The 22,128-nt window shown below is 68.5% G+C and carries 25 protein-coding genes; 13 read left to right on the top strand and 12 right to left on the bottom strand.

Annotated elements, in window-relative coordinates; genetic code table 11:
- Positions 1–31 precede the first annotated feature (31 nt).
- The 9 genes from IT182_18630 to IT182_18590 all read left to right on the top strand — a co-directional run bounded on the left by IT182_18630 (position 32) and on the right by IT182_18590 (position 11,470).
- Positions 32–892: a sugar phosphate isomerase/epimerase gene (locus tag IT182_18630; GenBank protein MCC6165365.1), complete on the top strand. Its 861-nt coding sequence runs from the start codon at positions 32–34 to the stop codon at positions 890–892.
- A gap of 15 nt (positions 893–907) precedes the next feature.
- Positions 908–2,275 (top strand): sensor histidine kinase, encoded by a 1,368-nt coding sequence (locus tag IT182_18625; protein ID MCC6165364.1) that lies wholly within the window; start codon positions 908–910, stop codon positions 2,273–2,275.
- 10 nt (positions 2,276–2,285) lie between these two features.
- Positions 2,286–2,945, top strand: coding sequence for a response regulator transcription factor (locus IT182_18620; GenBank protein ID MCC6165363.1), 660 nt, complete (start codon positions 2,286–2,288; stop codon positions 2,943–2,945).
- 34 nt (positions 2,946–2,979) lie between these two features.
- The gene (locus tag IT182_18615) at positions 2,980–4,815 is read left to right on the top strand and encodes a CRTAC1 family protein (GenBank protein MCC6165362.1); all 1,836 of its coding nucleotides are present in this window, start codon (positions 2,980–2,982) and stop codon (positions 4,813–4,815) included.
- A 44-nt stretch (positions 4,816–4,859) separates the two neighbouring features.
- Positions 4,860–7,727 (top strand): excinuclease ABC subunit UvrA, encoded by a 2,868-nt coding sequence (uvrA, locus tag IT182_18610; GenBank protein ID MCC6165361.1) that lies wholly within the window; start codon positions 4,860–4,862, stop codon positions 7,725–7,727.
- Between the two features lie 195 nt (positions 7,728–7,922).
- On the top strand, positions 7,923–8,831 hold the full coding sequence (locus tag IT182_18605) for a UDP-3-O-acyl-N-acetylglucosamine deacetylase (protein ID MCC6165360.1): 909 nt from the start codon (positions 7,923–7,925) through the stop codon (positions 8,829–8,831).
- 178 nt (positions 8,832–9,009) lie between these two features.
- Positions 9,010–9,615, top strand: coding sequence for a sigma-70 family RNA polymerase sigma factor (locus IT182_18600; GenBank protein ID MCC6165359.1), 606 nt, complete (start codon positions 9,010–9,012; stop codon positions 9,613–9,615).
- Complete coding sequence (locus tag IT182_18595) at positions 9,615–10,649, top strand: hypothetical protein (protein ID MCC6165358.1); 1,035 nt, start codon at positions 9,615–9,617, stop codon at positions 10,647–10,649. Before IT182_18600 ends, IT182_18595 begins: the two co-directional genes overlap by 1 nt.
- A 161-nt stretch (positions 10,650–10,810) precedes the next feature.
- Complete coding sequence (locus IT182_18590; protein ID MCC6165357.1) at positions 10,811–11,470, top strand: hypothetical protein; 660 nt, start codon at positions 10,811–10,813, stop codon at positions 11,468–11,470.
- A gap of 392 nt (positions 11,471–11,862) precedes the next feature.
- On the opposite strand, the gene IT182_18585 is transcribed toward IT182_18590, so the two are convergent.
- Genes IT182_18585 through IT182_18570 form a run of 4 tightly spaced genes read right to left on the bottom strand, consistent with a single transcriptional unit; the run spans position 11,863 to position 14,455 of the window.
- On the bottom strand, positions 11,863–13,221 hold the full coding sequence (locus tag IT182_18585) for a radical SAM protein (protein ID MCC6165356.1): 1,359 nt from the start codon (positions 13,219–13,221) through the stop codon (positions 11,863–11,865).
- 3 nt (positions 13,222–13,224) lie between these two features.
- A complete protein-coding gene (locus IT182_18580) occupies positions 13,225–13,491 on the bottom strand; it encodes a hypothetical protein (GenBank protein MCC6165355.1) in 267 nt (88 codons plus the stop codon).
- Between the two features lie 4 nt (positions 13,492–13,495).
- Complete coding sequence (locus IT182_18575; protein MCC6165354.1) at positions 13,496–13,837, bottom strand: STAS domain-containing protein; 342 nt, start codon at positions 13,835–13,837, stop codon at positions 13,496–13,498.
- Between the two features lie 24 nt (positions 13,838–13,861).
- The gene (locus IT182_18570; GenBank protein MCC6165353.1) at positions 13,862–14,455 is read right to left on the bottom strand and encodes a sigma-70 family RNA polymerase sigma factor; all 594 of its coding nucleotides are present in this window, start codon (positions 14,453–14,455) and stop codon (positions 13,862–13,864) included.
- A gap of 92 nt (positions 14,456–14,547) precedes the next feature.
- On the opposite strand from IT182_18570, the gene lysA reads away from it, so the two are divergent.
- The 4 genes from lysA to IT182_18550 all read left to right on the top strand — a co-directional run bounded on the left by lysA (position 14,548) and on the right by IT182_18550 (position 17,160).
- A complete protein-coding gene (gene lysA, locus IT182_18565) occupies positions 14,548–15,810 on the top strand; it encodes a diaminopimelate decarboxylase (protein MCC6165352.1) in 1,263 nt (420 codons plus the stop codon).
- Positions 15,807–16,388, top strand: a complete 582-nt coding sequence (tmk, locus tag IT182_18560; GenBank protein ID MCC6165351.1) for a dTMP kinase — start codon at positions 15,807–15,809, stop codon at positions 16,386–16,388. Before lysA ends, tmk begins: the two co-directional genes overlap by 4 nt.
- Positions 16,389–16,501: 113 nt before the next feature.
- Positions 16,502–16,771 carry a type II toxin-antitoxin system RelE/ParE family toxin gene (locus IT182_18555; GenBank protein ID MCC6165350.1) on the top strand — a complete coding sequence of 90 codons (270 nt, stop codon included), beginning with the start codon at positions 16,502–16,504 and terminating at the stop codon, positions 16,769–16,771.
- Positions 16,768–17,160: a putative addiction module antidote protein gene (locus tag IT182_18550; protein ID MCC6165349.1), complete on the top strand. Its 393-nt coding sequence runs from the start codon at positions 16,768–16,770 to the stop codon at positions 17,158–17,160. Before IT182_18555 ends, IT182_18550 begins: the two co-directional genes overlap by 4 nt.
- A 31-nt stretch (positions 17,161–17,191) precedes the next feature.
- Here the strand turns inward: IT182_18550 and IT182_18545 are convergent, their stop codons facing one another.
- From IT182_18545 to IT182_18510, 8 genes are all read right to left on the bottom strand, one after another.
- Positions 17,192–17,752: a ComF family protein gene (locus IT182_18545; protein MCC6165348.1), complete on the bottom strand. Its 561-nt coding sequence runs from the start codon at positions 17,750–17,752 to the stop codon at positions 17,192–17,194.
- Between the two features lie 163 nt (positions 17,753–17,915).
- Positions 17,916–18,308: a ribosome silencing factor gene (gene rsfS, locus IT182_18540; GenBank protein ID MCC6165347.1), complete on the bottom strand. Its 393-nt coding sequence runs from the start codon at positions 18,306–18,308 to the stop codon at positions 17,916–17,918.
- A complete protein-coding gene (gene nadD / locus IT182_18535; protein MCC6165346.1) occupies positions 18,295–18,993 on the bottom strand; it encodes a nicotinate (nicotinamide) nucleotide adenylyltransferase in 699 nt (232 codons plus the stop codon). The genes rsfS and nadD overlap by 14 nt, the downstream gene beginning before the upstream one ends.
- Positions 18,986–20,062 carry a GTPase ObgE gene (obgE, locus tag IT182_18530; GenBank protein ID MCC6165345.1) on the bottom strand — a complete coding sequence of 359 codons (1,077 nt, stop codon included), beginning with the start codon at positions 20,060–20,062 and terminating at the stop codon, positions 18,986–18,988. The genes nadD and obgE overlap by 8 nt, the downstream gene beginning before the upstream one ends.
- A gap of 36 nt (positions 20,063–20,098) precedes the next feature.
- The gene (rpmA, locus tag IT182_18525) at positions 20,099–20,359 is read right to left on the bottom strand and encodes a 50S ribosomal protein L27 (protein ID MCC6165344.1); all 261 of its coding nucleotides are present in this window, start codon (positions 20,357–20,359) and stop codon (positions 20,099–20,101) included.
- A gap of 12 nt (positions 20,360–20,371) precedes the next feature.
- Positions 20,372–20,686: a 50S ribosomal protein L21 gene (rplU, locus tag IT182_18520; protein ID MCC6165343.1), complete on the bottom strand. Its 315-nt coding sequence runs from the start codon at positions 20,684–20,686 to the stop codon at positions 20,372–20,374.
- A gap of 198 nt (positions 20,687–20,884) precedes the next feature.
- Positions 20,885–21,658 carry a hypothetical protein gene (locus IT182_18515; GenBank protein MCC6165342.1) on the bottom strand — a complete coding sequence of 258 codons (774 nt, stop codon included), beginning with the start codon at positions 21,656–21,658 and terminating at the stop codon, positions 20,885–20,887.
- Complete coding sequence (locus tag IT182_18510) at positions 21,627–22,127, bottom strand: tetratricopeptide repeat protein (protein MCC6165341.1); 501 nt, start codon at positions 22,125–22,127, stop codon at positions 21,627–21,629. Before IT182_18510 ends, IT182_18515 begins: the two co-directional genes overlap by 32 nt.
- Position 22,128: the final 1 nt, after the last annotated feature.

The raw sequence follows: 22,128 nt of genomic DNA, 5'->3' as shown, positions 1-22,128 counted from the left end.
CCGCCATCGACAGTCCGTAAGGAGGCGTTACGTGTCCCTCGTCAAGGATCTTTCTCGTCGGCAGGTGCTGTACGCCGCTGGTGCCGCATTGTCGTTGCCGCTGACGTCGATGGTCTCCGTCGGTCGCGCGGCCGCCGCTGCCGCCGGACGTCCGCTGCCGCTCAAGATTGGCGTCGCGTCGTACTCGCTCCGGAAGTTCCCGCAGGACAAGGCCATCGCGGCGCTGAAAGATCTCAACGTCGGCTACGTCACCATCAAGGACGTCCATCTCGCCCGCACCGACACACCCGAGCAGATTCGTGCGGGAGCTCAACGATTCCGCGACGCGGGCATCACCATCATGGGCGGCGGGACGCTCACCTGGAAGACGCCTGACGAGGCGGCGATGCGCAAGGACTTCGAGTACGCGAAGGCCGCCGGCATGCCCCTCGTGGTCTGCTCGCCCGCGCCCGACACCCTCGACGTGCTCGAGAAGATGGTGAAGGCGTACGACATCAAGGCCGCCATCCACAACCACGGGACCGAGGATCCGTGGTGGCCGGCGCCGTCGGACGTCCTGAAGCGCCTCGACGGCCGCGACCCGCGCTTGGGTGTGTGCATGGACATCGGTCATGCCGTACGTGCCGGTGCCGACATCGTGGCCGCCGTCGGCCAGGCCGGACCGCGGCTCCTCGACCTGCACATCAAGGACCTCACCGACACGACCAATCGGGAGAGCCAGGTCGAAGTGGGCCGTGGCGTGCTCGACGTGGCGGGAGTGTTCAGGGAACTCGTGCGCACGAAGTTCAACGGGCACGTCTCGCTCGAATACGAGATCAAGGCTGACGATCCGGTGTCGGGCATGCTCGAGTCGCTGTCCTACATGCGAGGGCTCGCCGCCGCCCTTGCGTGAGGACGACTGACACACGTGACAGAGGATGCGCCAGCCGTCAGCGCCGCGCCACGCCGCCCGATCGCGTGGCTCGTGGCCGGCGTGTTCGTGGCGGCGCTCGTCGTCGTCAGCGTGTCGCTGTACGCGCGACGCGAGGTCGCCGGGCTGCGTGACGAACAGGTGGCGTTGCTCGAGCGGCAGCGTCTCGACACGCTGCAGCTCATTCGCATCGACAACAACCTGACGACGCTGACCGAGACGCTGCGCGACATGACGGACGGCAGCGAGCCGTATCCGTTGTCGGCCTGGCAGCAGACGTTCGACCGCCTGCACGTCGACCTGGATCAGGCACTCGCGCGCGAGCGCGAACTGGCACCGGCGGCACGGCCGGAAGCGCAGGCGCGCCAGCTCGAAGAGGCGGTGCGGCGGTTGTGGGCGGCGCTCGACAGCGGATTCGCGGCGGCGAAGGCCGGCCGTGAGGCGGATGCCCGGGCGATCTTCAGGTCCGACGCGTCATCGCGTCAGGCGGAACTCGCGCACCAGGTGTCGCAGCTCCTCATCGAGAACACGCGCGTCGACGATGCGGGGACGGCGCGGGCACGCGGGGTGTACGACGCGGTGCGACGACAGATCCTGTGGACGGCGGTGGGGCTCGTTGTTGCGCTGCTCGCCGCCGGTGCCACTGTCGTGCGCGCGGTCCATCGCAGCATCGTCGCGCTCGAGCGGGAATCGGCGGCGCGTCGCGCACTGTCGTGGCAGATGATCCGTCTCCAGGAAGACGTGCAGGCCGGCCTCGCGCGTGAGTTGCACGACGAGTTCGGACAGGTCCTCACGGCACTCGGGTTCGGGCTTTCGCGCACGAAGCGGCACGTGGAGCAGCAGGCGCCGTCGGCGGATGTGGCGGGACAGCTCTCGGAGTTGCAGGGCCTCGCCGGACAGGTGCTCGACGGCATCCGGCAACGGTCGCGCGCGCTGCATCCCGTGGTGCTCGACGACTTCGGCTTCGAGCACGCGTTGCGATCGCACGTGGAACTCGTGTCGAGGCAGACGGGGCTGCCGATCGAGGTGACGACCTCGGGTGATCTGGCCACCCTGCCACCCGAGACGGCGACGCACTTGTATCGCATCCTCCAGGAGTCGCTCACGAACGTGGTGCGGCACTCGGGGGCATCGGAAGTGGCGGTCACCGCCACGCGCGACGCGACGGGAGCGACGCTGACGGTGGACGATGATGGACGTGGCGTGGAGGAGACGCGACCGGCGTCTCCGGGGCTCGGCCTGACCAGCATGCGCGAGCGCGCGGCGCTGATCGGCGGGTCGTTCCGGATAGGCGTGAGTCCACTGGGCGGCACGCGCGTCGCGGTGCGCGTGCCCGTGGGCAACGCGCGTGGTTGGCCCGTGTGAGGAATGTGAGGTGCCAAACGTGGTTCGCGTAATCCTGGTGGATGACCATGCCCTCGTGAGACAGGGCTTCCGGCGGATTCTCGAGGAAGAGCCAGGCATCGCCGTCGTCGGTGAAGCCGGCAACGCGCAGGACGGCGTGGCGCTCGCGCGACGCGAGCGTCCCGACGTGGTGTTGATGGACATGTCGATGCCAGACGCCAACGGCATCCACGCCGCCCGCGAGATCCTGCGCGAGCGTCCCGAGACGCGCATCCTCGTCCTGAGCATGTATTCCGACGCGCAGTACGTCCGCAGCGCGCTCGACGCCGGCGTCTCGGGCTACATCCTCAAGAGCGCGCTCGAAACAGACCTCACGCGCGCAGTGCGTGCCGTGGCGGCGGGTCAGCAGTACCTGAGTCCCGAGCTCTCGCACGTGCTGATTCGTGCGTTGCGGGACAAGCAGGACGCGCCTGATGACGGCGACACGTTCGACAAGCTGACGCAGCGCGAGAAGCAGGTGCTGCAGTTCATCGCGCGCGGCAAGTCGAACAAGGAGATCGCCGCGATCCTCAACCTGTCGGTGAACACGGTGGCCGTGCATCGCGCCAACCTGATGAGCACCCTCGGCGTCCACAAGGCCGCCGAACTGGTGCTGTATGCCGTGCGCAAGGGACTTGTCATTCCTGAGTAGGGAAATGCCGAATGACGAATGCCGAATGACGGGGATGCCAGGAGTGCTGGGGAGCATTCTTGTCGTTGGTATGGCCGCGGTGCTCGTGGCGCAGGAGGGGGCGCGGGTGGTGCTCGTCGACGTGACGCGTGAGGCGGGGATCGCCGCGCGACACGACAACGGCGCCGCGGGACGCAAGCTCCTGCCCGAGACGATGGGGGCCGGGGCGGCGTTCTTCGACTACGACAACGACGGCGACGAGGACCTGCTCCTGGTGAACGGGCTGTTCCCCGGTGGAGGCGGCGGTCGCTACGCCACGCTGTATCGCAACGACGGTGCGGGACGGTTCGAAGACGTCACGGACAGCGTCGGCCTGCGGCCGTCGGCCGGTAACCGGCAACCGGCAATCGGCACCCGGACAGTCCGGGCGGGCACCGGGCAGCGGGCACCGGGCACCGGGCCCACGCCTGCGGCGCGGCGGCGCGGCGATCAAGCCGGCGCATCGCTCCCGTCAGATGGAGGCCATGGCTCTCAACCCCTGGCGGACAGCGACCCGCCCCTGCGTTACGGCATGGGGGTGGCGGCGGCGGACATGGACAACGATGGGTGGACCGACATCGTGCTCACGTCCGTCGGCGGGGTGACGCTCTTTCGCAACGACCGCGGGACACGGTTCGTCGACGTGACGACGCAGGCGGGGCTTGGCGGGCGGCAGGGGTTCAGCACGTGCGCCGTGTGGGTGGACGTCGATCGCGACGGCCTCGTGGACCTGCTCGTGTGCAACTACGTGCAGTGGTCGCGCGACACCGACCTGTTCTGCAGCGCCAACGGCACGCAGAAGACGTACTGCACGCCGCAGGCCTATCGCGGCAGCACATCGTGGCTGTTCCGCAACCTGGGCCGCGGGAAATTCGAGGACATCACCGCCCGCGCCGGCCTGTTCGACGTGACGGGCAAGGCGCTCGGCGCAACGGTGCTCGACCACGACGGCGACGGATGGCCTGACATCTTCATCGCCAACGACACGGTGCCCAACCGTCTCTATCGCAACAACCACGACGGCACATTCACCGAACTCGGCCTCCAGAGCGGCGTGGCGTTCAGCAACGACGGGCGCGCGCGCGCGGGCATGGGCGTGGACGCCGCCGACGTCGACAATTCCGGCCGCGCGTCGGTGGCCGTCACCAATTTCTCGGGCGAGATGCTCGGGTTGTTCGTGCCGCAGGAGCCCGGCGTGTACGTGGACACGGCCCCCGGCAACGCCGTCGGCCGCGCCACGCGCCAGACGCTCGGCTGGGGCTGCTTCTTCTTCGACGTGAACCTCGACGGCTGGCAGGACCTGCTCGTGATCAACGGGCAGCTCGACGCGATGTTCGCGCGCACCCCGGGCGGTGCGTTCGCGCCGCACCTCTTCCTCAACAGGCAGGGCCGTTTCGAGGACGTCGCCGCCTCGGTTGGCGGGGCCTTCGCGGCCCCGCGGATCGGCAGGGGCGCGGCCTTCGCCGACATCGACAACGACGGCGACCCCGACGTGGTGGTCACCAGCAACGGCGGCATGGCCCAGCTCTTCCGCAATGACACAGCGCCGCGCGGCGGGGTCGTGCGGCTGCGCCTGAAGGGTGTGGACGCCAACAGGGACGCGATCGGCACGCGCGTGACTGGCATCGTGAACGGCCAGACGGCCAGCCGTCTCGTACGGACGGGGTCCAGCTACCTGTCCCAGTCGGAACTCGTGCTGAGCTTCGGCCTCGGTGCCGCCCCTGCGCTGGACGATGTCGTGGTGGAATGGCCGGGCCGGCCGCGCCAACGGCTGGGTCGGCTGGCGGCGGGATTCGTCTACGACGTGGTGGAAGGCAGGGGCGTGACGGGCAGAACGGCCTTCCGGCGCTGATACAATCACCGATTGGGCCTGCCACACGGACCCAGACCTTGCCCATGACCTTCGACGAGCGCATCTCGGTGCGCGGCGCGCGCGTCCACAACCTGAAGAACATCGACGTCGATCTCCCTCGCGATCGACTCGTGGTCATCACCGGCCTTTCGGGGTCGGGCAAGTCCTCGCTCGCCTTCGACACCATCTACGCCGAAGGGCAGCGGCGCTACGTGGAGTCGATGTCGGCGTACGCGCGCCAGTTCCTGGAGCAGATGGAGAAGCCCGACGTCGACCTCATCGACGGGCTCTCGCCGGCCATCTCCATCGAGCAGAAGACCACGGCGTCCAACCCGCGATCGACGGTGGGCACCGTCACCGAGATCTACGACTACCTCCGCCTGCTCTTTGCCAACCTCGGCGATCCGCACTGCCCGCGGTGCGGACAGCCGATCGCGAGCCAGTCGGTGGACCGCATCCTCGACCTCGCACGCCAGTTCCCGGGCGATGAGCGCATCAACGTGCTGGCGCCCGTGGTGCGCGGCCGCAAGGGCGAGTTCAAGAAGGAGCTGGCGGCGTGGCGGCAGCGCGGCTTCACGCGCGCCCGCGTCGATGGCGAGCTCTGCTCGCTCGAGGACGACATCGTCCTCGACAAGCGCCGTAACCACACGATCGACGTCGTGGTGGATCGCCTCATCGTGAAGCCGGGGATGGAGCGGCGGCTCGGCGAGTCGATCGAGACGGCCCTTGCGCTCGCCGACGACCTCGTCATCATCAACACGTGGGACGGCGGCGACCGCCTGTTCTCGCGACGGCTCGCATGCGCCGACTGCGGCATCAGCGTGCCGGAACTCACGCCGCGCGCGTTCTCGTTCAATTCTCCGCACGGCGCATGTGCAGGCTGCCAGGGTCTTGGCTCGGTGTACGACTTCGATCCGGATCGCGTGATCCCCGATCCCGGGTTGTCGTTATCCGAGGGCGCCGTCGAACCGTGGGCGCGCGGCGACGCGAAGTCGATCGCGACGGCGCTCGCGCGCCTGCACGAGGCGCACGGCATCGACCCCGCCGTCCCCGTGCGCAAGCTGACGCGGAAGCAGCGCGACGTCCTGCTCTTCGGCGCACCGGGTGCACCTGCCGCGTCTTCGAAGCGTAAGAAGACGCCTGCCGATCCGTTCGGCGCCGATTTCGAAGGCCTGCTGCCGAACCTGCGCAGGCGCTACGAGGCCGGCACCTGGAGCGATCGCGAGGCGCTCGAGCCGTATCGTGCGCTGTCGACGTGCCAGGCGTGCGAAGGCGCGAGACTGAAACCCGAGAGCCGCGCGGTGCGCGTCAAAGGCCACACGATCGTCGATCTCACGGCGCTGCCCGTGAGCGAGTCGTCGCTCGTGTTCGACGCCATGGAACTGGCGCCGCGCGAGGAGCTGATCGCCGGGCGCATCCTCAAGGAGATTCGCGAACGTCTGCGCTTCCTGAACGACGTGGGCGTCGGCTATCTCACGCTGGCGCGATCGGCGGCGACGCTGTCGGGCGGCGAAGGGCAGCGCATCAGGCTCGCCACGCAGATCGGATCGAGCCTGAGCGGCGTGCTGTACGTGCTCGACGAACCGTCCATCGGCCTGCACCAGCGCGACAACCGCCGGCTGTTGCACACGCTCGAACGCCTGCGCGATCTGGGCAACACCGTGCTCGTGGTGGAACACGACGAGGAGACGATCCGCACGGCCGACTATGTCGTGGACCTCGGTCCGGGTGCCGGCGAGCACGGCGGCGAGCTGCTGTTCCAGGGTACGCCCGCGTCGCTCATCGCCGAGGCGCCCGGTAGCGTGACGGGTGAGTACCTGCGCGGCGAGAAGACGATTGCCGCCCCGCGTACGCGCCGCCGCGCGGGCCAGGCCGTGCTGCGCGTCACCGGGGCGCGCGAGAACAACCTGCAGGGGCTCGACGTGAACTTTCCGCTGGGCCTGTTCATCGCCGTCACGGGCGTCAGCGGATCCGGCAAGAGCACGCTCGTCAACGAGATCGTGTACAAGCGCCTTGCGAAGGAACTGTATCGGGCGACGGACCCGCCCGGCGCGCACGACAGGATCGACGGGCTGCAGCACGTCGACAAGGTGATCCAGATCGATCAGTCGCCGATCGGCCGCACGCCGCGGAGCAACCCGGCCACCTACATCGGCCTGTTCACGTTCATCAGGGATCTGTTCGCGATGCTGCCCGAATCGCGCCAGCGTGGCTACAAACCGGGGCGGTTCTCGTTCAACGTCAAGGGTGGCCGCTGCGAAGCGTGTCAGGGCGACGGCGTGATGGCCATCGAGATGCACTTCCTGCCCGATGTGTACGTGACGTGCGAGCAATGCAAGGGCCGGCGTTACAACCGCGAGACGCTCGAGGTGCGCTATCGCGGGAAGTCGATCGCCGACGTGCTCGAGCTCACGGTCGATCAGGCGCTGCCGCTGCTCGAGAGCTTCCCGTCGATCGCCAACAAGCTGCGGACGCTGCAGCAGGTGGGCCTCGGGTACGTCGAACTGGGGCAGTCGGCCACGACGCTGAGTGGTGGCGAAGCACAGCGGGTGAAGCTGGCCAAGGAGCTGTCGCGACGCGGCACGGGCCGCACGCTCTACATCCTCGACGAGCCGACGACGGGGTTGCACTTCGAGGACGTGGCGCGTCTGCTCGACGTGCTGCACCAACTCGTCGAGCAGGGCAACACCATCGTCGTGATCGAGCACAACCTCGACGTCATCCGATCGGCCGATCACGTGATCGACCTCGGACCGGAGGGCGGACGGGGCGGGGGACACGTGGTGGCGCAAGGTACACCTGAGCAGGTGGCGCGCGTCAGGGGGTCGCATACGGGGGCGTTTCTGGCCGAATCGTCAATGGCCCCTACAGGTCGACGAGGACGGAGCCGAGACGTCAGTGTGGTTGCCTAGCCACAGTCAATCAGGGAATGGCGTGTCACGAGCGCAACAGTGACCTCTCGCTGGAACGGGTCCCGGATGAGCATCTCGAGTACAACTGCCGTCGCTGGAATGGTTTGCGAGACTTCTCGTGAGAGTCATCGCTACGGTATCAGTCTTGCTTCTACGCGGCCGGCGGCCATCGGCGCCCTTGGATCTGAGAGCTGAATGACATCGCAGCGGACTCTTCGTCGTTCCATCACCTGTGCCGGAATCGGGTTGCATTCCGGCCACCGCGTCACGATGACGCTCCGTCCCGCCCCTGCCGACTACGGCATCCGCTTCCGTCGCGCCGACCTTGGGGGGCTCGAGATTCCGGCTCGCCTGGAGCACGTCGCGAGTCTCAATTACGCGACGGGGCTGTCCTTTGCCGGTGCCAGCGTGGAAACCGTCGAGCATCTGCTCGCGGCCCTCGTGAGTCAGGGCCTCGACAACGTCGCCATCGAGCTCAACACGCCTGAGGTGCCCATCATGGACGGCAGCGCGGCGCCGTTCGTGTACCTGCTCCAGGAGGCCGGCATCAAGAAGCTGAGCGCGTCGCGCCGGTTCCTGAAGGTGCTGCGGCCCGTGAGCCTGGCTCGCGGCGACAAGCACATCGCCATCTACCCGTCCGACGAGTTCCGCATCAGCTACACCATCAGCTTCGATCACCCGCTCCTGCGCAACCAGAGCCGTTCGATCGTCGTCACGGCCGACACGTTCGCCGAGGATCTCGCGCCCGCGCGCACGTTCGGGTTCCTGAAGGACCTGGAAATGCTGCGCCAGCAAGGCCTGACGCTCGGTGGCTCGCTCGACAACGCCGTCGTGCTCGGCGAGACGGGCGTGCTCAACAACACGCTCCGCTTCGAGGACGAGTTCGTCCGCCACAAGATCCTCGACGCGATTGGCGATCTCGCGCTCATCGGTGCGCCGATCATCGGCCACGTCGTCGCGCACCGCGGCGGGCACGCCCTGCATACCGCCCTCGGCAGCACCCTGCTCGAACAGCGCGACGCCTGGACCTACGTCGAGACCCCCGAGTCGGTCACCGATCTCGTGGGCATGCCCATCGCCGTCGAGCCCGCGTTCAGGAACTGATATCGCCCGCTGACGTGTAGCCGCCGGATGTCATCCGGCGGTCGGTGATGTCTGCCTGCTGACTGACCGGTTGCCGGTTTGCCGTTTGCCGTATGCCGTTTGCCGGTTGCCGGTTGCCGGTTAACGCTCTCCCGCTTCCCTGCGTCCTGAATTTCAGCACGTGCCGTCATCGACCCATATGGATGGTCCGGCGCCGCGGCCCGTGGCGTGGGTGCCGGCAGACGATGCACCGCTCGTGGAAGCGGCGCGTGCAGGTGATGCTGCGGCCTTCGACGCGCTCTACCGTCGTCATGCGCGCGTAGTCCATGGCGTGCTGCTCGCACGGGCGACGCGCGCGGACGTGGACGATCTCGTCCAGGACGTCTTCCTGACCGCATGGCAGCGATTGTCGACGCTGCGCGACGCCGCGGCGTTCGCCGGATGGCTCGTGACCATCGCCAGGCATGCGCGCATCGATCGCGTGCGGCGTTACGCCGCCGCAGACAGGCACGGGTTCATCGTGGCGGCGTTCGACGGGACTGGCACGGCCCCCGTCGATCGCGTCGCGAGTGCGGAGGTACGTGCCGACGATCGCCTCGAGGCCAGACAGGCGCTCGACGCGATCAGGGCGCTGCCACCCGCGTATCGCGACACGCTGGTGCTGCGGCTCGTGGAAGGGCTGACGGGACCGGAGATCGCCGCGCGCACGGGGCTCACGCCGGAGTCGGTGCGGGTCAACCTGTGTCGAGGCATGAAGCTGCTGCGTGACGCACTCACCGCGCGCCAGCACCGAGGATCCGCGTGATGGAACCGATGGACGAGGAGCCGTATCTGTGGGACCGCAGCGGACCCGCCGACCCGGACGTCGCACGACTCGAACGACTCCTGGCCACGCTGTCGGCTGCGCCGCCGGATGAACTGCCGCCGCTGTCGCTGCCACCAGCGGCGTCGAGCCTCACGCCGCCGTGGTGGTCGCTGGCTGCGGCAGCGGCCCTGCTCATCGTCTCGATCGGCGTGGCGTGGCTTGCGCCGCGTCGTGATTCCGTAAGCGATCCGTGGCGCGTTGCGCGCGTCGACGGCGTGGCCACCATGGCTGCCGCACCGCTGGCAAGCCGCGAGACGGTCGCGCCGGGACGATGGGTGGAGACGGCGGCGGAGTCGTCGACGGTGATGTTCGTCGGGAAGATCGGCAGACTGGAGATGGCGCCTGCATCGCGGCTGCGCGTGATGACGGCGGAGTCCGGTGCGCATCGCGCCGAGTTGACGCGGGGCACCATCGAAGCGCAGATCTGGGCGCCGCCCGGCCAGTTCGTGATCGACACGCCGTCTGCGACGGCCATCGATCTGGGATGTGCGTACACCCTCACCGTCAACGAGGACGGCAGCGGGCTGATCACCGTCCAGGGCGGATGGGTGGGCTTCGAGCACCGCGGCCGCGAGGCGTTCATTCCTGCGGGCGCGACGGGACGCACGTGGCCGGGGATCGGTCCTGGCACACCGACATACACCGACGCGCCAGACACGCTGCGCGCGGCCATCGACGTCATCGATCGCACGTCGTCTGCGGCGGAGCAGGAGACGCCGCTCGGCGTCGTGCTGCGTGACGCACGACCCGAAGACGCGCTGACGCTCTGGCACCTGATCGATCGCGTCGACGCCACGCTGGTACCGCGCGTGGTGGATCGTCTGGCTGCGCTCGTGCCGATGCCCGAGGGTGTCACGCGTGAGGGTGTCCTCACCGGCGATCGTGCGATGCGCGACGCATGGTGGACCGCACTCGGCCTCGGCAGCGCCGACTGGTGGCGTACGTGGCGCCAGCAGTGGAATCCGGGCTCGTGAGAATGCCGCGATGCTGTAATGCCGGGAATGCCTGCCTCGCCGTGGCGCAGCAGGCGCGAAGCCGCGGCCATGATGTGAGGGTGAGTGAATGACGACGTCGCGTTAACAGCGGTGCGCGTGTCGCGTCCTTCCTGGTGCGTTCCCGATTCCAGGAGGTTCACATGTTCACCAAGCACGCGATGTCCACCACCCGTCGAGTCGTTCTTGCCACCACGGCGTTGTTGCTGACGTCGCCACTCCCGGCGCTTGCGGGGCCGCCGCTCATCTGCCATCCGTTCGACATCGGCACGGCGACGTCGCTGCCGTTCGGCAACACGAGCGAAGGCTGGCGAGGATGGCAGGCGACACTCGCGTCGTACGACACGTCCCGGCTCGTCGACGACACGCTCGCCCTTCTCACGCCGCAGACGCCCGTCATCGTGCGCATGGAGACGCTGCGTCGCGCGTCGGCGTACTCGGTGGACGATGCGGCGCTGGCGTCGCGGCTGCTGCGCGCGCTCGCGGCCCGCAGCGTGACGTCGCCGACATCGTCCGCTGAAGCGCTCGCGTCGTTCGACTACGGCTATCTCGTGGAGACGTACAGGCAACTCGGCGATGGCGGCGTGAAGGTCAAGGCGTCCATCGATGGCGTCGACGGCTACGCGCTCGTGAAGTCGGCGCTCGCGCTGAAGCCCGATGACGCCGGCCTGCAGTTTGCCGCCGCGCTGATCACCGAGCGCCCCGCCGCACGCGCGCAGCACACCGCGCACCTCGCGAAGGCCCGCACCCTCGCGAAAGCCGACACCCTCGTCGCCCGCAACGTCACGACGCACTTCCAGTAGCGGCGGCCCTCTGTCCTGCCGCGGCGCGTACCCGTCCTGATGGAGAGACGTGCGTAGGGACGGCCCTTGTGGCCGCCCGTTCGCGGGCACCCACAAGGGGCGCCCCTACATCTATGGGAGAGGCACGTGCGAGCGGAGCGCCGCCTCTCTTGACGCGTGTCCATCGGATGTGGAGGAATGCAGCCACTGAGCACCACGCCCGGCGCAAGGCTCATCCCGGAAGGGGACTACGCGCGGACGAAGGATGGACAAGCGCGACTGCTCGAACCCATAGGCAGGCTGGACATCCCCGGCGCGGTGCACTGACTGCCGGACAACCTGTCGCGCCGTGGCGCGAAGCGCGAAGATGGATTGCCGGTTGCCAGTGCCGCAACGAAGCGCCGCAGGCGCTCCTACGTGACCTGCAGCGCCTTCAGGGTGATCTCCGAGCCGCAGGACTCGAACCAGTCGACGCCTTCGCTCACGAGGTCGAGCTTCAGGTGGTAGTGGCCTGGCGACAGCGCGGGGATCTCCATGCGGAGGTCCTGCCACCCGCCGGGAGCGACCGTCGCGGGGAGTGACGACCGTGCGAAGTCGCGATCCTGCAACTCGCGATCGGCGTCGAGCAACTTGGCGCCGACCCGCACGAGTCGACGGCCGTACGTCGCCGTGTGCGGGAACGGACGCTGGCACAGGTTGCGCACGCGCAGGTCGAGCGCGAGCGGGACGCCAGCCTGATGCGTCAGCGTGTCCTGACGCGACGGGCCGCGCACCTCGATGCGCGCGCGCGGCGTGGTGCCTGGAATCGCGCTCCCGAGGTGGTTGTCGTCCCACACCTGGTGCCTGATGCGCGCCCAGTCGGGCGTGCCCGGCGCGAAGCGGCGCGAGAACGCGTGCTCGGGGTGATCGGTGATCTCCCAGCACAGGCGATCCACGCCGATCTCGGCGGCGAGCGCGCGGGCGCGCTGCATCTCGGTGTCGTTGTCGTTCCAGGTGAAGAGGATGTAGCGCCAGTTGACGAACGGCACGTCGGTGCCGAGCGCGCGCTTCTCGTCCATCACCGCGCGCAGGTTCTTCATCACGTGGTCGAAGCGCCCGCGCTGCCGGTACGTGGCGTAGACGTCCTGCGACGCGCCGTCCACCGAGAACGTGACCTCGTCTATCCCCGACCGCACCAGCCGCCGCGCCGACTCCTCGTTGAGCGCGCCGCCGTTGGTGGACGTGTACAGGTAGATGTGCGGGTACTCGCGCTTGACGAGCTCGCACATCTCGACGGCGCGCTTGTGCAGGAACGCTTCGCCGTAGTTGAAGAAATCGATGCGCTCGAGCGTCGGGCCCACTTCGGCCAGCACGCGGCGGAACAGATCCACGTCGAGCATGCCCGCCTGGCGCGTGCGCGCGATGCCCGTCTCGGGTGCGCAGCACGAATCGAGACACGACACGTTGCACGCGGCCGTGCACTCGACGTACATCCGCGACGGCAACGGTCCCGCGTCGAGCGACCGCTGCGGCGGCATCTCGTCTTCGGCGAGCGGCAGCTTGAGGGGGCAGTCGCCGCAGAACTCCGACCCGCCGGCGTTGAGCTCGCGTCGCAGCGTCGACGCCGTGGGGCCCGTCCAGATGTCGCCCACAGACGCGGTGCGCGCGTCGCCGAGGACGCGCTTGCCGTACGGATCGGCGCAGCCGCACACGAGCCGGCCATCGCACAGCATCACGGCCGTGTTCCACGGCCACGAGCAGCGGTAGTGCGTGGCGAGGTAGTTGAGGGACACGGCCTATTCGTCCGGCAGCTTGCGCAGCAGCGCGCCGAGCCGCTCGTTCTCGTACGTGACGGTGTTGAGGAACAGGCTCTCGACCAGGTACGCGCGCTGTTCCTCCGGCGACAACTGGTCGGTGAGGTGCTGGATCTCGCGCATCATGTCCTCGAACGTCCGCCCGAGCTCGTGGCGCACCGTCACTTCCTGGAACAACGTCTCCACCACGGCGAGCAGGTCGCCGTCGAGCGGAATCTCCACGCCGGTGCTGGTCTTGATGGCACGCATGGGATCAGCCTCCGAAGCTCGCCAACGCGGTGTCGGCGTCGGGGTGCACCTCGATGAAGTTCTGCGTGCCCGTCATGGTCAGCATCGTCTCCACCCGCTTCTGCACGCCCGAGAGCTTCACGACGCCCCCCGCACCGCTCATCTGCCGGTAGACGTCCATCAGGCAGCCGATCGTCGCGCTGTCGAGATACGTGACCGGCGACAGGTCGATGAGCAGCTTGCGCTGTCCCTGCTGCACGAGGCCGGTGACCGTGTCGGCGAAGTCCGAGAGGATCGGGTACAGCATCCGGGACTCCAGGACCCGGACGACAGCCACGTCCCCATGGTGCTCGGTGGTGAGGTTCATCTCTGGCTTGGCTCCATTGCGATGCTACTGACGACGGCCCGCCGTGGCCCGCCGCGGCGTGGAGAGACCCGAGTCCTGCAGGCGGCGGATCTGCCGCGCGAGTTCCGTCCGCCCTCTGTTGATGCGCGACTTCACCGTGCCCTCGGGCAGGTCCAGCATCGCGGCGATTTCCTGGTACGACAGTTCCTTGATGTCGCGCAGCAGCACCGCGGACCGCAGCGTGGGCGCGAGCTGATCCAGCGCCAGCCGCAGCAGCGCGCGCTGATCTTCACGTTCGATCCCCGCCAGGGGACCCGGCTCGTGACGCGTGGCGGTGCCCATCTCGCGCGAGTCCACGTCGCGCGAGATCGTCTCGCGTTCCTTGCGCACGCTCCGGTAGTGATCGATGCACAGGTTCCGGCTGATGCTGATCAACCACGTCTGGAAGTTGGCCCGGCGATCGAAGGTGTGCAGCGACTTGAAGATCTTGACGAAGATGTCCTGCGTCAGGTCCTCCGCCTCGTCGTGTTTGCCGGTGAACTTGTACGCGACGTTGAACACCTTCCGCCAGTGCTGCCTGACGATCTGCCCCCAGGCGTCCTGGTCGCCGGCCAGACAGCGCTCGATCAGCGCATCCATCTCCGACGGGGGTTGGGTAGGGTCGAATGGCATGTGGCGGGGGTGGGTCGCATGATAACAGGGGAGTCCGCCTCCAGCGTATGATCCGACGCGTGGCGGCCACAGACACCACGCTCGCGCCCGTGTTCGCGCTCGACGCCGTACCCCTCGCTTCGATTGCCGCGGCGGAGGGCACGCCCTGCTACGTCTACAGCGCACCGATCGTCCGCGACAGGCTCGCCGCGCTGCGGCAGGCCTTCGAGGCGTGTGACTACCCGTACGCGCTGCACTTCGCGCTCAAGGCCAATTCGTCGCTTGCCGTCGCGCGCCTGATCCGGGAGGGCGGCGCCGGTGCCGACGCCAACTCGATCGGCGAAGTGGACGTCGCGCTGCGCGCCGGGTTCAGGCCTGACCAGATCGTCTTCACCGGGGTCGGCAAGTCGCCTGACGAACTCGCGCGGGCCGTGGCCCTCGATCTCGCGGCCATCAACGCCGAGTCGGCCGGAGAGCTCGATCGGATCGACGCGCTCGGTCGCGCGCACGGACGCCGCGTGCGAGTCGCCCTGCGCGTCAACCCCGACGTCGACGCCGGCACGCACGAGAAGATCACCACCGGCGTCAGGACGAGCAAGTTCGGCGTGCCGCTCGACGAGGCGGCCGGCGTGCTCGACGCGCGCCGCGACGCCGCGGGTCTCGAGATCGTGGGCCTGCACGTGCATGTCGGCTCGCAGATCACGTCGCTCGGGCCGCTGTGTGCCGCGGCGCGACGTGTGGCGGATCTGGCTGTCGCACTGCGAGCGTCGGGCATCCCTCTTTCGCATCTCGATCTCGGCGGCGGCCTGGGCATCGTCTACGAGGCTGGCGGCGACGTGCCCACGTACGAGGCCTTCGCGCAGGCCCTCGTCGATGTCGTTCGCCCGACGGGCCTCACGCTCATCGTCGAACCAGGACGCACGATCGTCGGCCCGGCAGGCGTGCTGCTGGCGCGGGTGATCGACGTCAAGCCGCACGCGGGCGGCGGGCGCTTCGTGGTGCTCGACGCGGGCATGACCGAACTGCTGCGTCCCGCCCTGTACGGCGCGTATCACCACATCGCACCCGTGGCCGGCGCGGCAGACAGGTCGCTCGTTTCGTGTACCGTCGTCGGACCCGTGTGCGAGAGCAGCGATACGTTCGGGCGCGTGAGAGATCTGCCGGATCCACAGGTTGGCGATCTCATGGCGATCATGGACGCCGGTGCGTACGGCGCGGTGATGTCGAACACCTACAACAGGCGGCCGCTGCCGCCCGAAGTCCTCGTCGAGGCCGACGGGTCGTGGCGCGTCATCCGCCGCCGGCCCACCATCGACGAGATGCTGGCGCTCGAACAGGCATGACGCGCGGGCGCCTCATCGCCTTCGAAGGCCTCGACCAGAGCGGCAAGCAGACGCAGGCGCTGCGTGCGCGCGAGGCGCTTCAGGCGCGCGGTCTTTCCGTGCTGAGCTTCGACTTTCCCGACTACCAGACACCGATCGGACGGGAGATCGGCGCCGCGCTGAAGGGCGAGCGGGCGTTCCCGCCCGACTGCCTGCAACTGCTGTACGTGGCCAACCGGTGCGAGCACAAGCCCGCGATCGAAGCGGCGCTCGCGGCAGGCACGTGGGTCGTGTGCGATCGCTACGTCGCGTCGACGATCGCGTATGGCGACGCGCAGGGCCTCGATCCCGAGTGGCTCACGGTGATCCAGCGTGTGCTGCCGCCGGCAGACGTCACGGTGCTGCTCGACATCGCCCCCGACGTCGCCGCCGCCCGCAAGCGCGACCAGCGCGACGCGTTCGAACAGGACCTGGCGCTGCTCGCGCGCGTCCGCGCCAGCTATCTCCGCCAGGCCGCCGCCGGCCACGCATGGCACATCGTCGACGCCGCCCGCGACCGCGACGCCGTCACCACCGACGTCCTCGCGCTCCTCCCCTGACGCCGTGCATCTTGTGAAGTGCAGTTCACATTCATGGAATCGTGAACTATACTTCACGCGTGGCCGGTGCGATACCTCGAACGATTCGCTACACGGAGCGGTTCGGGCGCTGGATGCGCACTCTCAGGGATCCCGTTGCCGAGGCACACATTGCCAGGCGGATCGCCCGTCTCGCGGAGGGCAACCCGGGGCAGCACCGCGTGCTGGACGGCGGTGTCGCAGAACTGAAGATCGACCACGGTCCCGGGTATCGGGTGTATTACACCGAGCGAGGGCCGGAAATCGTTGTCCTGCTCATTGGTGGCACGAAGAAGACGCAGGCAGTTGACATCGCGACGGCACAGGCCATGCGCAAGGCGCTCGCCTCCGATACGGAGCAATGACGATGGGCACTCTCGAGACATACCGATGGGACACGGCGGAGTTCCTCACCTCCGAGGAATCCATCGCTGCGTATCTCCAACTCGCGCTCGAGGACAGCGCGGACGACCCCGCGTCGCTTCTGGAGGCGCTTCGCGTGGTCGCCCGGGCGCGTGGCATGGCCGCTCTGGCGCGTGAGATCGGCATCACCCGTGAAGGGCTGTACAAGGCGCTTTCACCAACGGGCAATCCGAGTTTCACCACAGTGATGCGACTCGCTCGTGCGCTCGGACTGACGTTATCGGTCCGCGCGACAAGCACGGTTGTCCCGAGTTCTCGGCACTCGAAGCCTCGCGTAGGCCCGCGCAAGAGCAAGCGGCCACGTACGCAGACGCCGCGAACCGCCCCATAGACCCGCCAGCAGCACGCGTCACCAGTCGCTGTCACTCCACTCGTGCGACGGCCAGGGCATGGACCTCCTTCGCGCCGGCGTGTTTCAGGACACGGGCGCAGGCAGACAGCGTGCTGCCCGTCGTCATCACGTCATCCACGAGCAGCACGCGCGCGCCGGTCAGGCAGGTGTGAAGGACATGGCGGCCTGCGGCGGTGATGCGCGGGGCGAGGCCGAAGGCGCGCGTCACGTTGATGCGGCGCGCGGCGGCTGGCAGCGTGGCCTGCGCGGGCGTCCATGACCAGCGCGCGAGCGCGTGGACCACGGGCGGACCGACATGGCGCGCGAGGCGTTCGGCCTGATTGAAGCCGCGCGAGACGCGCCGCCACGGATGCAGCGGCACGGGAACGACGATGTCCATGGCGTCGAGCGTCAGCGGGACGTGTTCGAGGAGGTGCTCGACGAGCGTGGCGCCAAGCGTCTGGTGGCCTCCGTACTTGAAGGCCTGGATGACGGCGCGCATCGGTCCCTCGTAGCGCGCGCCGGCGACAAGCGACGAGAGGTGCGGCGGAAGGGTGTCGCACCGGCACGTGACGCCGGCAACGATCGGCATGCCGCAGTGGGTACAGAGGTCGGCGTCGTACCAGGGGACGGCAGCCCAGCAGGCCGTGCAGACGGGCCCGCACGTGGGAGCCGGCAGCGTCTCCCGGCACGCGACGCAGCGCGCGTCGAAGACCAGCGCGACGGCCGCGTCGAGCAGCGACGGGGCCGGCGGTTCAGCGAACGTCGGGCGCCATCTCGATGCGGGGGGCCGTGCCCCACAGACGATCGAGCGCGTAGAACTCCCGCGTGTCTGGCATGAACACGTGGACGATGAAGTCGAAGAAGTCGAGGAGGATCCACTCCGCACGGTCGTATCCCTCGACGTGCGCGGGACGCAGGCCCTGTGCCCGAAGCCCCTCCTCCACTCCGTCCGCGATGGCCTGCACCTGCCTGACGTTCGTGCCGGTGCACACCACGAAGAAGTCGGTGAAGGCTCCCACGCCCCTGAGGTCCATCACGGTCACCCGCGTGGCCTTGCGATCCAGCGCCGCCTCGATGGCCGCGCGGACGTCGTCGGGAATGGGAGCAGGCTCGTGTTCGACCCGCTGCGCGTCAGTCTTCGCCATGCAAGCGCCTCGCCGCCGGGGAAGGGGAGTACAGGCCGTGCCGGCGGATGTGCGCGGCCACGAGCGCCGGCACGTGCGGACCGGCGCCCTCTCCAGTAAGGATTCGTTGACGGATGTCGCTCGACGACACGTCGGGCGTGTTGCCCTCGACGAGCCAGATCCCGCAGGAATCTTCAGGATCCGGCGCGATCGCCGCGTCGCCGTTGCCGTGGCGCCTCACGCGCGGCGCCACGGCCGGATGCGTGAGGGCCTCGATGGGCGGAGGCTGTCCGGGCCGTGTCACCACGACGAAATTCGCGGCATCGAGCACGGCGGGGAAGCGGTGCCATGTGTCAATTCCTGCAATCGCATCGGTCCCGACAATGAAGAAAATCTGCGATGGCCGGAAGCCCTGCGCGGCAAGCACGTGGAGCGTGTCCCACGTGTAGGTCGGCCCCGGACGCGCGAGCTCGAGGTCGCTCACGGCGATCAGTGGATCCTCGGCGGCGGCGAGGCTGGCCATCGCGAACCGATGCCAGGGCGACGCGCTCGGCGCGGCCTTGTGCGCGGGCACGTGCGAGGGCAGCAGCCACACGACGTCGAGCGAGAGCGCTCGAGCCGCAACGTGGGCGGCGGCCAGATGTCCGTCATGCACTGGGTCGAGCGTGCCACCGAGCACGCCGAGGCGCAAGAGGGCGCTACTCATCGTCGGCGCGACGGAGGAGCGCACGCTCGGCACTGACGTGAGCCACGTAAGGCCACAGCGTTTCGAGCAGCGCCGGCACGCCCTCGCCCGTGACGGCGGAGATGGCGTGGAACGGCAGGTCCAGCTCGGCGGCTCTCTCGCGCAGCGCCTCGAGGCGCGCCGGGTCGCCGAGGATGTCAATGCGGTTGGCCGCCACGACCTGCGGGCGCGCGGCCAGCGGCAGCGCGTCGGGGTCGAGCGTATCGGCGTTCGGGACGTACGCTTCGAGCTCGCGCCTGATGACGTCGAGGTCTTCCACGGGATCGCGTCCAGACGCTTCGCTCACGTCCACCACGTGCAGCAGCACCTTCGTCCGCTCGACGTGGCCGAGGAACCGATGGCCGAGCCCCCTGCCTTCGTGCGCGCCCTCGATGAGGCCCGGCACGTCGGCCATCACGAAGCTGCGGTCGTCGCTCAGCAGCACCACGCCGAGGTTGGGCACGAGCGTGGTGAACGGGTAGTCGGCGATCTTCGGCCTGGCGGCGGAGACGCGCGCGATGAGCGTGGACTTGCCGACGTTCGGGAAGCCGACGAGCCCCACGTCGGCCAGCATCTTCATCCGGAGCCGGATCTTGAACGTCTCGCCCGCCTCACCGGGGTCGGCCCGCCGCGGGGCCTGATTGGTGGACGAGGTGAATCGCGCGTTGCCGCGTCCGCCACGCCCGCCCTTGGCCGCCAGCACGCGATCGCCGATCGCGATCAGGTCCGCGAACTGGTGTGCGTGACCGAACTCGTCGAGGCGATACGCCACGGTGCCCGGCGGGACGGGCAGCTCGATGTCCTTGCCCGACTTGCCGGTCCGGAGCGAGCCTTCGCCGTGTCCGCCGCGCGGGGCGGCGAAATCGGGATGGAACCTGTAGTTGACGAGGGTGTTGTGGTGCGGGCTGGCGATCAGGTAGACCGATCCACCAGCGCCGCCGTCGCCACCATCAGGACCGCCGCGCGGGATGAACTTCTCGCGGCGGAAACTGATGGCGCCTCGTCCGCCGGCCCCGGCGCTGACGTCGATATCGACTTCGTCGACGAACATGCAGGTCCGGAGCGGCCGAGGCCTGGCCGGTGGGGGTTACTCCGCGGCGGGGTGAACGCTGATGAAGCGTCCGCGCGCGCCGTGGTCCTCGAACTTGACCACGCCAGACACCTTCGCAAACAGCGTGTCGTCCTTGCCGAGGCCGACGTTGGTGCCGGGGTTGAAGCGGCGGCCGCGCTGACGGACGAGGATCGACCCGCCTGTCACGACGTTGCCGTCGAACTGCTTCACGCCCAGACGCTGTGCGTTGCTGTCGCGCCCGTTGCGCGAACTGCCCTGTCCCTTTTTATGAGCCATGACGTACGGTCCTCAGAGCAGGATGTCGGTGATCGCGATGCGCGTGAGCGTGGCGCGGTGACCCTTGGTCCGGCGCATGCCCTTGCGGCGCTTCTTCTTGAAGACGCGGATCTTCGGCCCGCGCGACTCGCCGGCCACGGTGCCCAGGACGCGGGCGCCGTCGACGAACGGGGCGCCCACGAGCACCTCTCCGCCGTCCTGGCCCACGAGCAGCACCTTGTCCACTGTGACTTCCTGGCCCGGTTCGACGTCGACGCGATCGACGGTGACGATTTCACCGGGGGCGACCTTCACCTGGCGGCCGCCGCTTTGAATGATGGCAAACACTGTCGTTGCTCCTGCGCGCTACTGCTCACGGGCCCGCACGGCGGACCCGGCAAAGACAGCGAGCATAACACGGAACCGTGGAGGACTGGAATGCCGAACCGGCAACGGGCAACCGGCAAGCCGGCACCCGGGGCGACCCTTTCCGCGTCCGCGGCGGTTTGACGAGAGGGAGGCCAGGGCTTCGGCCCCTGGCGTTGCCTACCTGAGGAGGATGCGGGAGCCGCGGACTCTCGTGGTGCTCAGGGTGTTCAGGAACGACGGCAGGACGGCGTCCATCTGCTCGAAGAAGGACGACAGGGCGGGCACGTTCTGCTGGGCCGGGTAGAGGCGCTCTTCCCTGTAGCTCTCCTGGTACAGCACCGAGCCGCTGCGGCCGTCGATGAACACGATCTTCGGGCGGAGGACGTACCCCTTCCGCTCCATGTAGACGCGCATGGGCACCACCACACGTCGTCCGAGCTGGTCGAACTGCTCGCGCTCCTGCGTCACGATCCCCGACGCCTGGTGCGCCCTGAAGATGATCGTCCCCGTGACGATGAGGGGCTGCTGGAACTCCTCGCCGATCTTCTTCCAGTACGCGGCGTTGGCAAAGAGCGGCTCGTAGGCTTCGAGGTCCTTCTCGTCGTTGATCCGCTCGGGGAACGTCATCCCCCCGCCATTGCCACCGGGAGCGAGCGCCTGTTCGCGCGCTACCTGCTGCAGGGGCAGCGCGTCTGCCTCGATCACGCGCAGCTTGCTCTTGGTCCGCAACTGGCTCCGCAGGAGGCGTACCGTCTCCATGTTGGCGTCCACATCGTCGCTGCCGCCGGAGATGAAGCCCGCGACATGGACGCGCGAGAACGGCGACACGTCCAGCTTGGCCTGGATGGGCGTGTCGATCGGGATCTCGTAGACCGACGAGCAGGCCACGCCCGTGGCCAGCAGGCCCGCGAGCGCGACGCTAGCTACCCGTGTTCCTCTTGGCGCGGTCATTGATTTCCTTGAAGAGATCGTAGTTCTGCTGAATCGTGAGGTTCTGCGGTTCCAGCTCCAGCGCCTTCTCGTAGGCCTTGCCGGCCTGCTCGAACTTGCCGAGCTGTTCGTACGCGATCCCCAGGTTGTTGAAGGCCGCCGCGTAGGTCGGGTCGATCTCCGTGGCGCGTTCCCAGCGGAAGACGGCCTCCTGCCAGAGGCCCCGCTGCGCCACCTTGATGCCGAATTCGACCTGCGAGCGTGCCTGATCCCGCGCATCCTGCGCGAACGCCACGCCGGACGCGCTCAGCACCAATGCCAGCGCGAGCAGCCAGGAACGGGTCTTGGTCATGGAAGTGATTGCCAATATACACCTGTGCCCGAGGCCCCCACATGGCAGTTCCTGCCACCCCTCGCGCACGCAATGACCAATTGACGCGCCAGACGTCGATCCGGCCGTTGGCAGCGCCTTTGCCTGGGCGATCGGCACG

This window comes from Acidobacteriota bacterium (assembly GCA_020845575.1).
In the GTDB taxonomy this organism is placed as follows: domain Bacteria; phylum Acidobacteriota; class Vicinamibacteria; order Vicinamibacterales; family Vicinamibacteraceae; genus Luteitalea.
The sequence above is the reverse complement of the archived record's forward strand: the minus strand, read 5'-3'. Positions and strand labels throughout refer to the sequence as shown.

What these genes read in the sequence shown, in the direction of transcription:
- IT182_18615 (MCC6165362.1), top strand. Translation starts at nt 2,980, where the DNA reads ATGCCAGGAGTGCTGGGGAGCATTCTTGTCGTTGGTATGGCCGCGGTG.
- uvrA (MCC6165361.1), top strand. Translation starts at nt 4,860, where the DNA reads ATGACCTTCGACGAGCGCATCTCGGTGCGCGGCGCGCGCGTCCACAAC.
- IT182_18605 (MCC6165360.1), top strand. Translation starts at nt 7,923, where the DNA reads ATGACATCGCAGCGGACTCTTCGTCGTTCCATCACCTGTGCCGGAATC.
- IT182_18600 (MCC6165359.1), top strand. Translation starts at nt 9,010, where the DNA reads ATGGATGGTCCGGCGCCGCGGCCCGTGGCGTGGGTGCCGGCAGACGAT.
- IT182_18595 (MCC6165358.1), top strand. Translation starts at nt 9,615, where the DNA reads ATGGAACCGATGGACGAGGAGCCGTATCTGTGGGACCGCAGCGGACCC.
- IT182_18590 (MCC6165357.1), top strand. Translation starts at nt 10,811, where the DNA reads ATGTTCACCAAGCACGCGATGTCCACCACCCGTCGAGTCGTTCTTGCC.
- IT182_18580 (MCC6165355.1), bottom strand. Translation starts at nt 13,491, where the DNA reads ATGCGTGCCATCAAGACCAGCACCGGCGTGGAGATTCCGCTCGACGGC.
- IT182_18575 (MCC6165354.1), bottom strand. Translation starts at nt 13,837, where the DNA reads ATGAACCTCACCACCGAGCACCATGGGGACGTGGCTGTCGTCCGGGTC.
- IT182_18570 (MCC6165353.1), bottom strand. Translation starts at nt 14,455, where the DNA reads ATGGATGCGCTGATCGAGCGCTGTCTGGCCGGCGACCAGGACGCCTGG.
- tmk (MCC6165351.1), top strand. Translation starts at nt 15,807, where the DNA reads ATGACGCGCGGGCGCCTCATCGCCTTCGAAGGCCTCGACCAGAGCGGC.
- IT182_18555 (MCC6165350.1), top strand. Translation starts at nt 16,502, where the DNA reads ATGCGCACTCTCAGGGATCCCGTTGCCGAGGCACACATTGCCAGGCGG.
- IT182_18550 (MCC6165349.1), top strand. Translation starts at nt 16,768, where the DNA reads ATGACGATGGGCACTCTCGAGACATACCGATGGGACACGGCGGAGTTC.
- IT182_18545 (MCC6165348.1), bottom strand. Translation starts at nt 17,752, where the DNA reads ATGCCGATCGTTGCCGGCGTCACGTGCCGGTGCGACACCCTTCCGCCG.
- rsfS (MCC6165347.1), bottom strand. Translation starts at nt 18,308, where the DNA reads ATGGCGAAGACTGACGCGCAGCGGGTCGAACACGAGCCTGCTCCCATT.
- nadD (MCC6165346.1), bottom strand. Translation starts at nt 18,993, where the DNA reads ATGAGTAGCGCCCTCTTGCGCCTCGGCGTGCTCGGTGGCACGCTCGAC.
- obgE (MCC6165345.1), bottom strand. Translation starts at nt 20,062, where the DNA reads ATGTTCGTCGACGAAGTCGATATCGACGTCAGCGCCGGGGCCGGCGGA.
- rpmA (MCC6165344.1), bottom strand. Translation starts at nt 20,359, where the DNA reads ATGGCTCATAAAAAGGGACAGGGCAGTTCGCGCAACGGGCGCGACAGC.
- IT182_18515 (MCC6165342.1), bottom strand. Translation starts at nt 21,658, where the DNA reads ATGACCGCGCCAAGAGGAACACGGGTAGCTAGCGTCGCGCTCGCGGGC.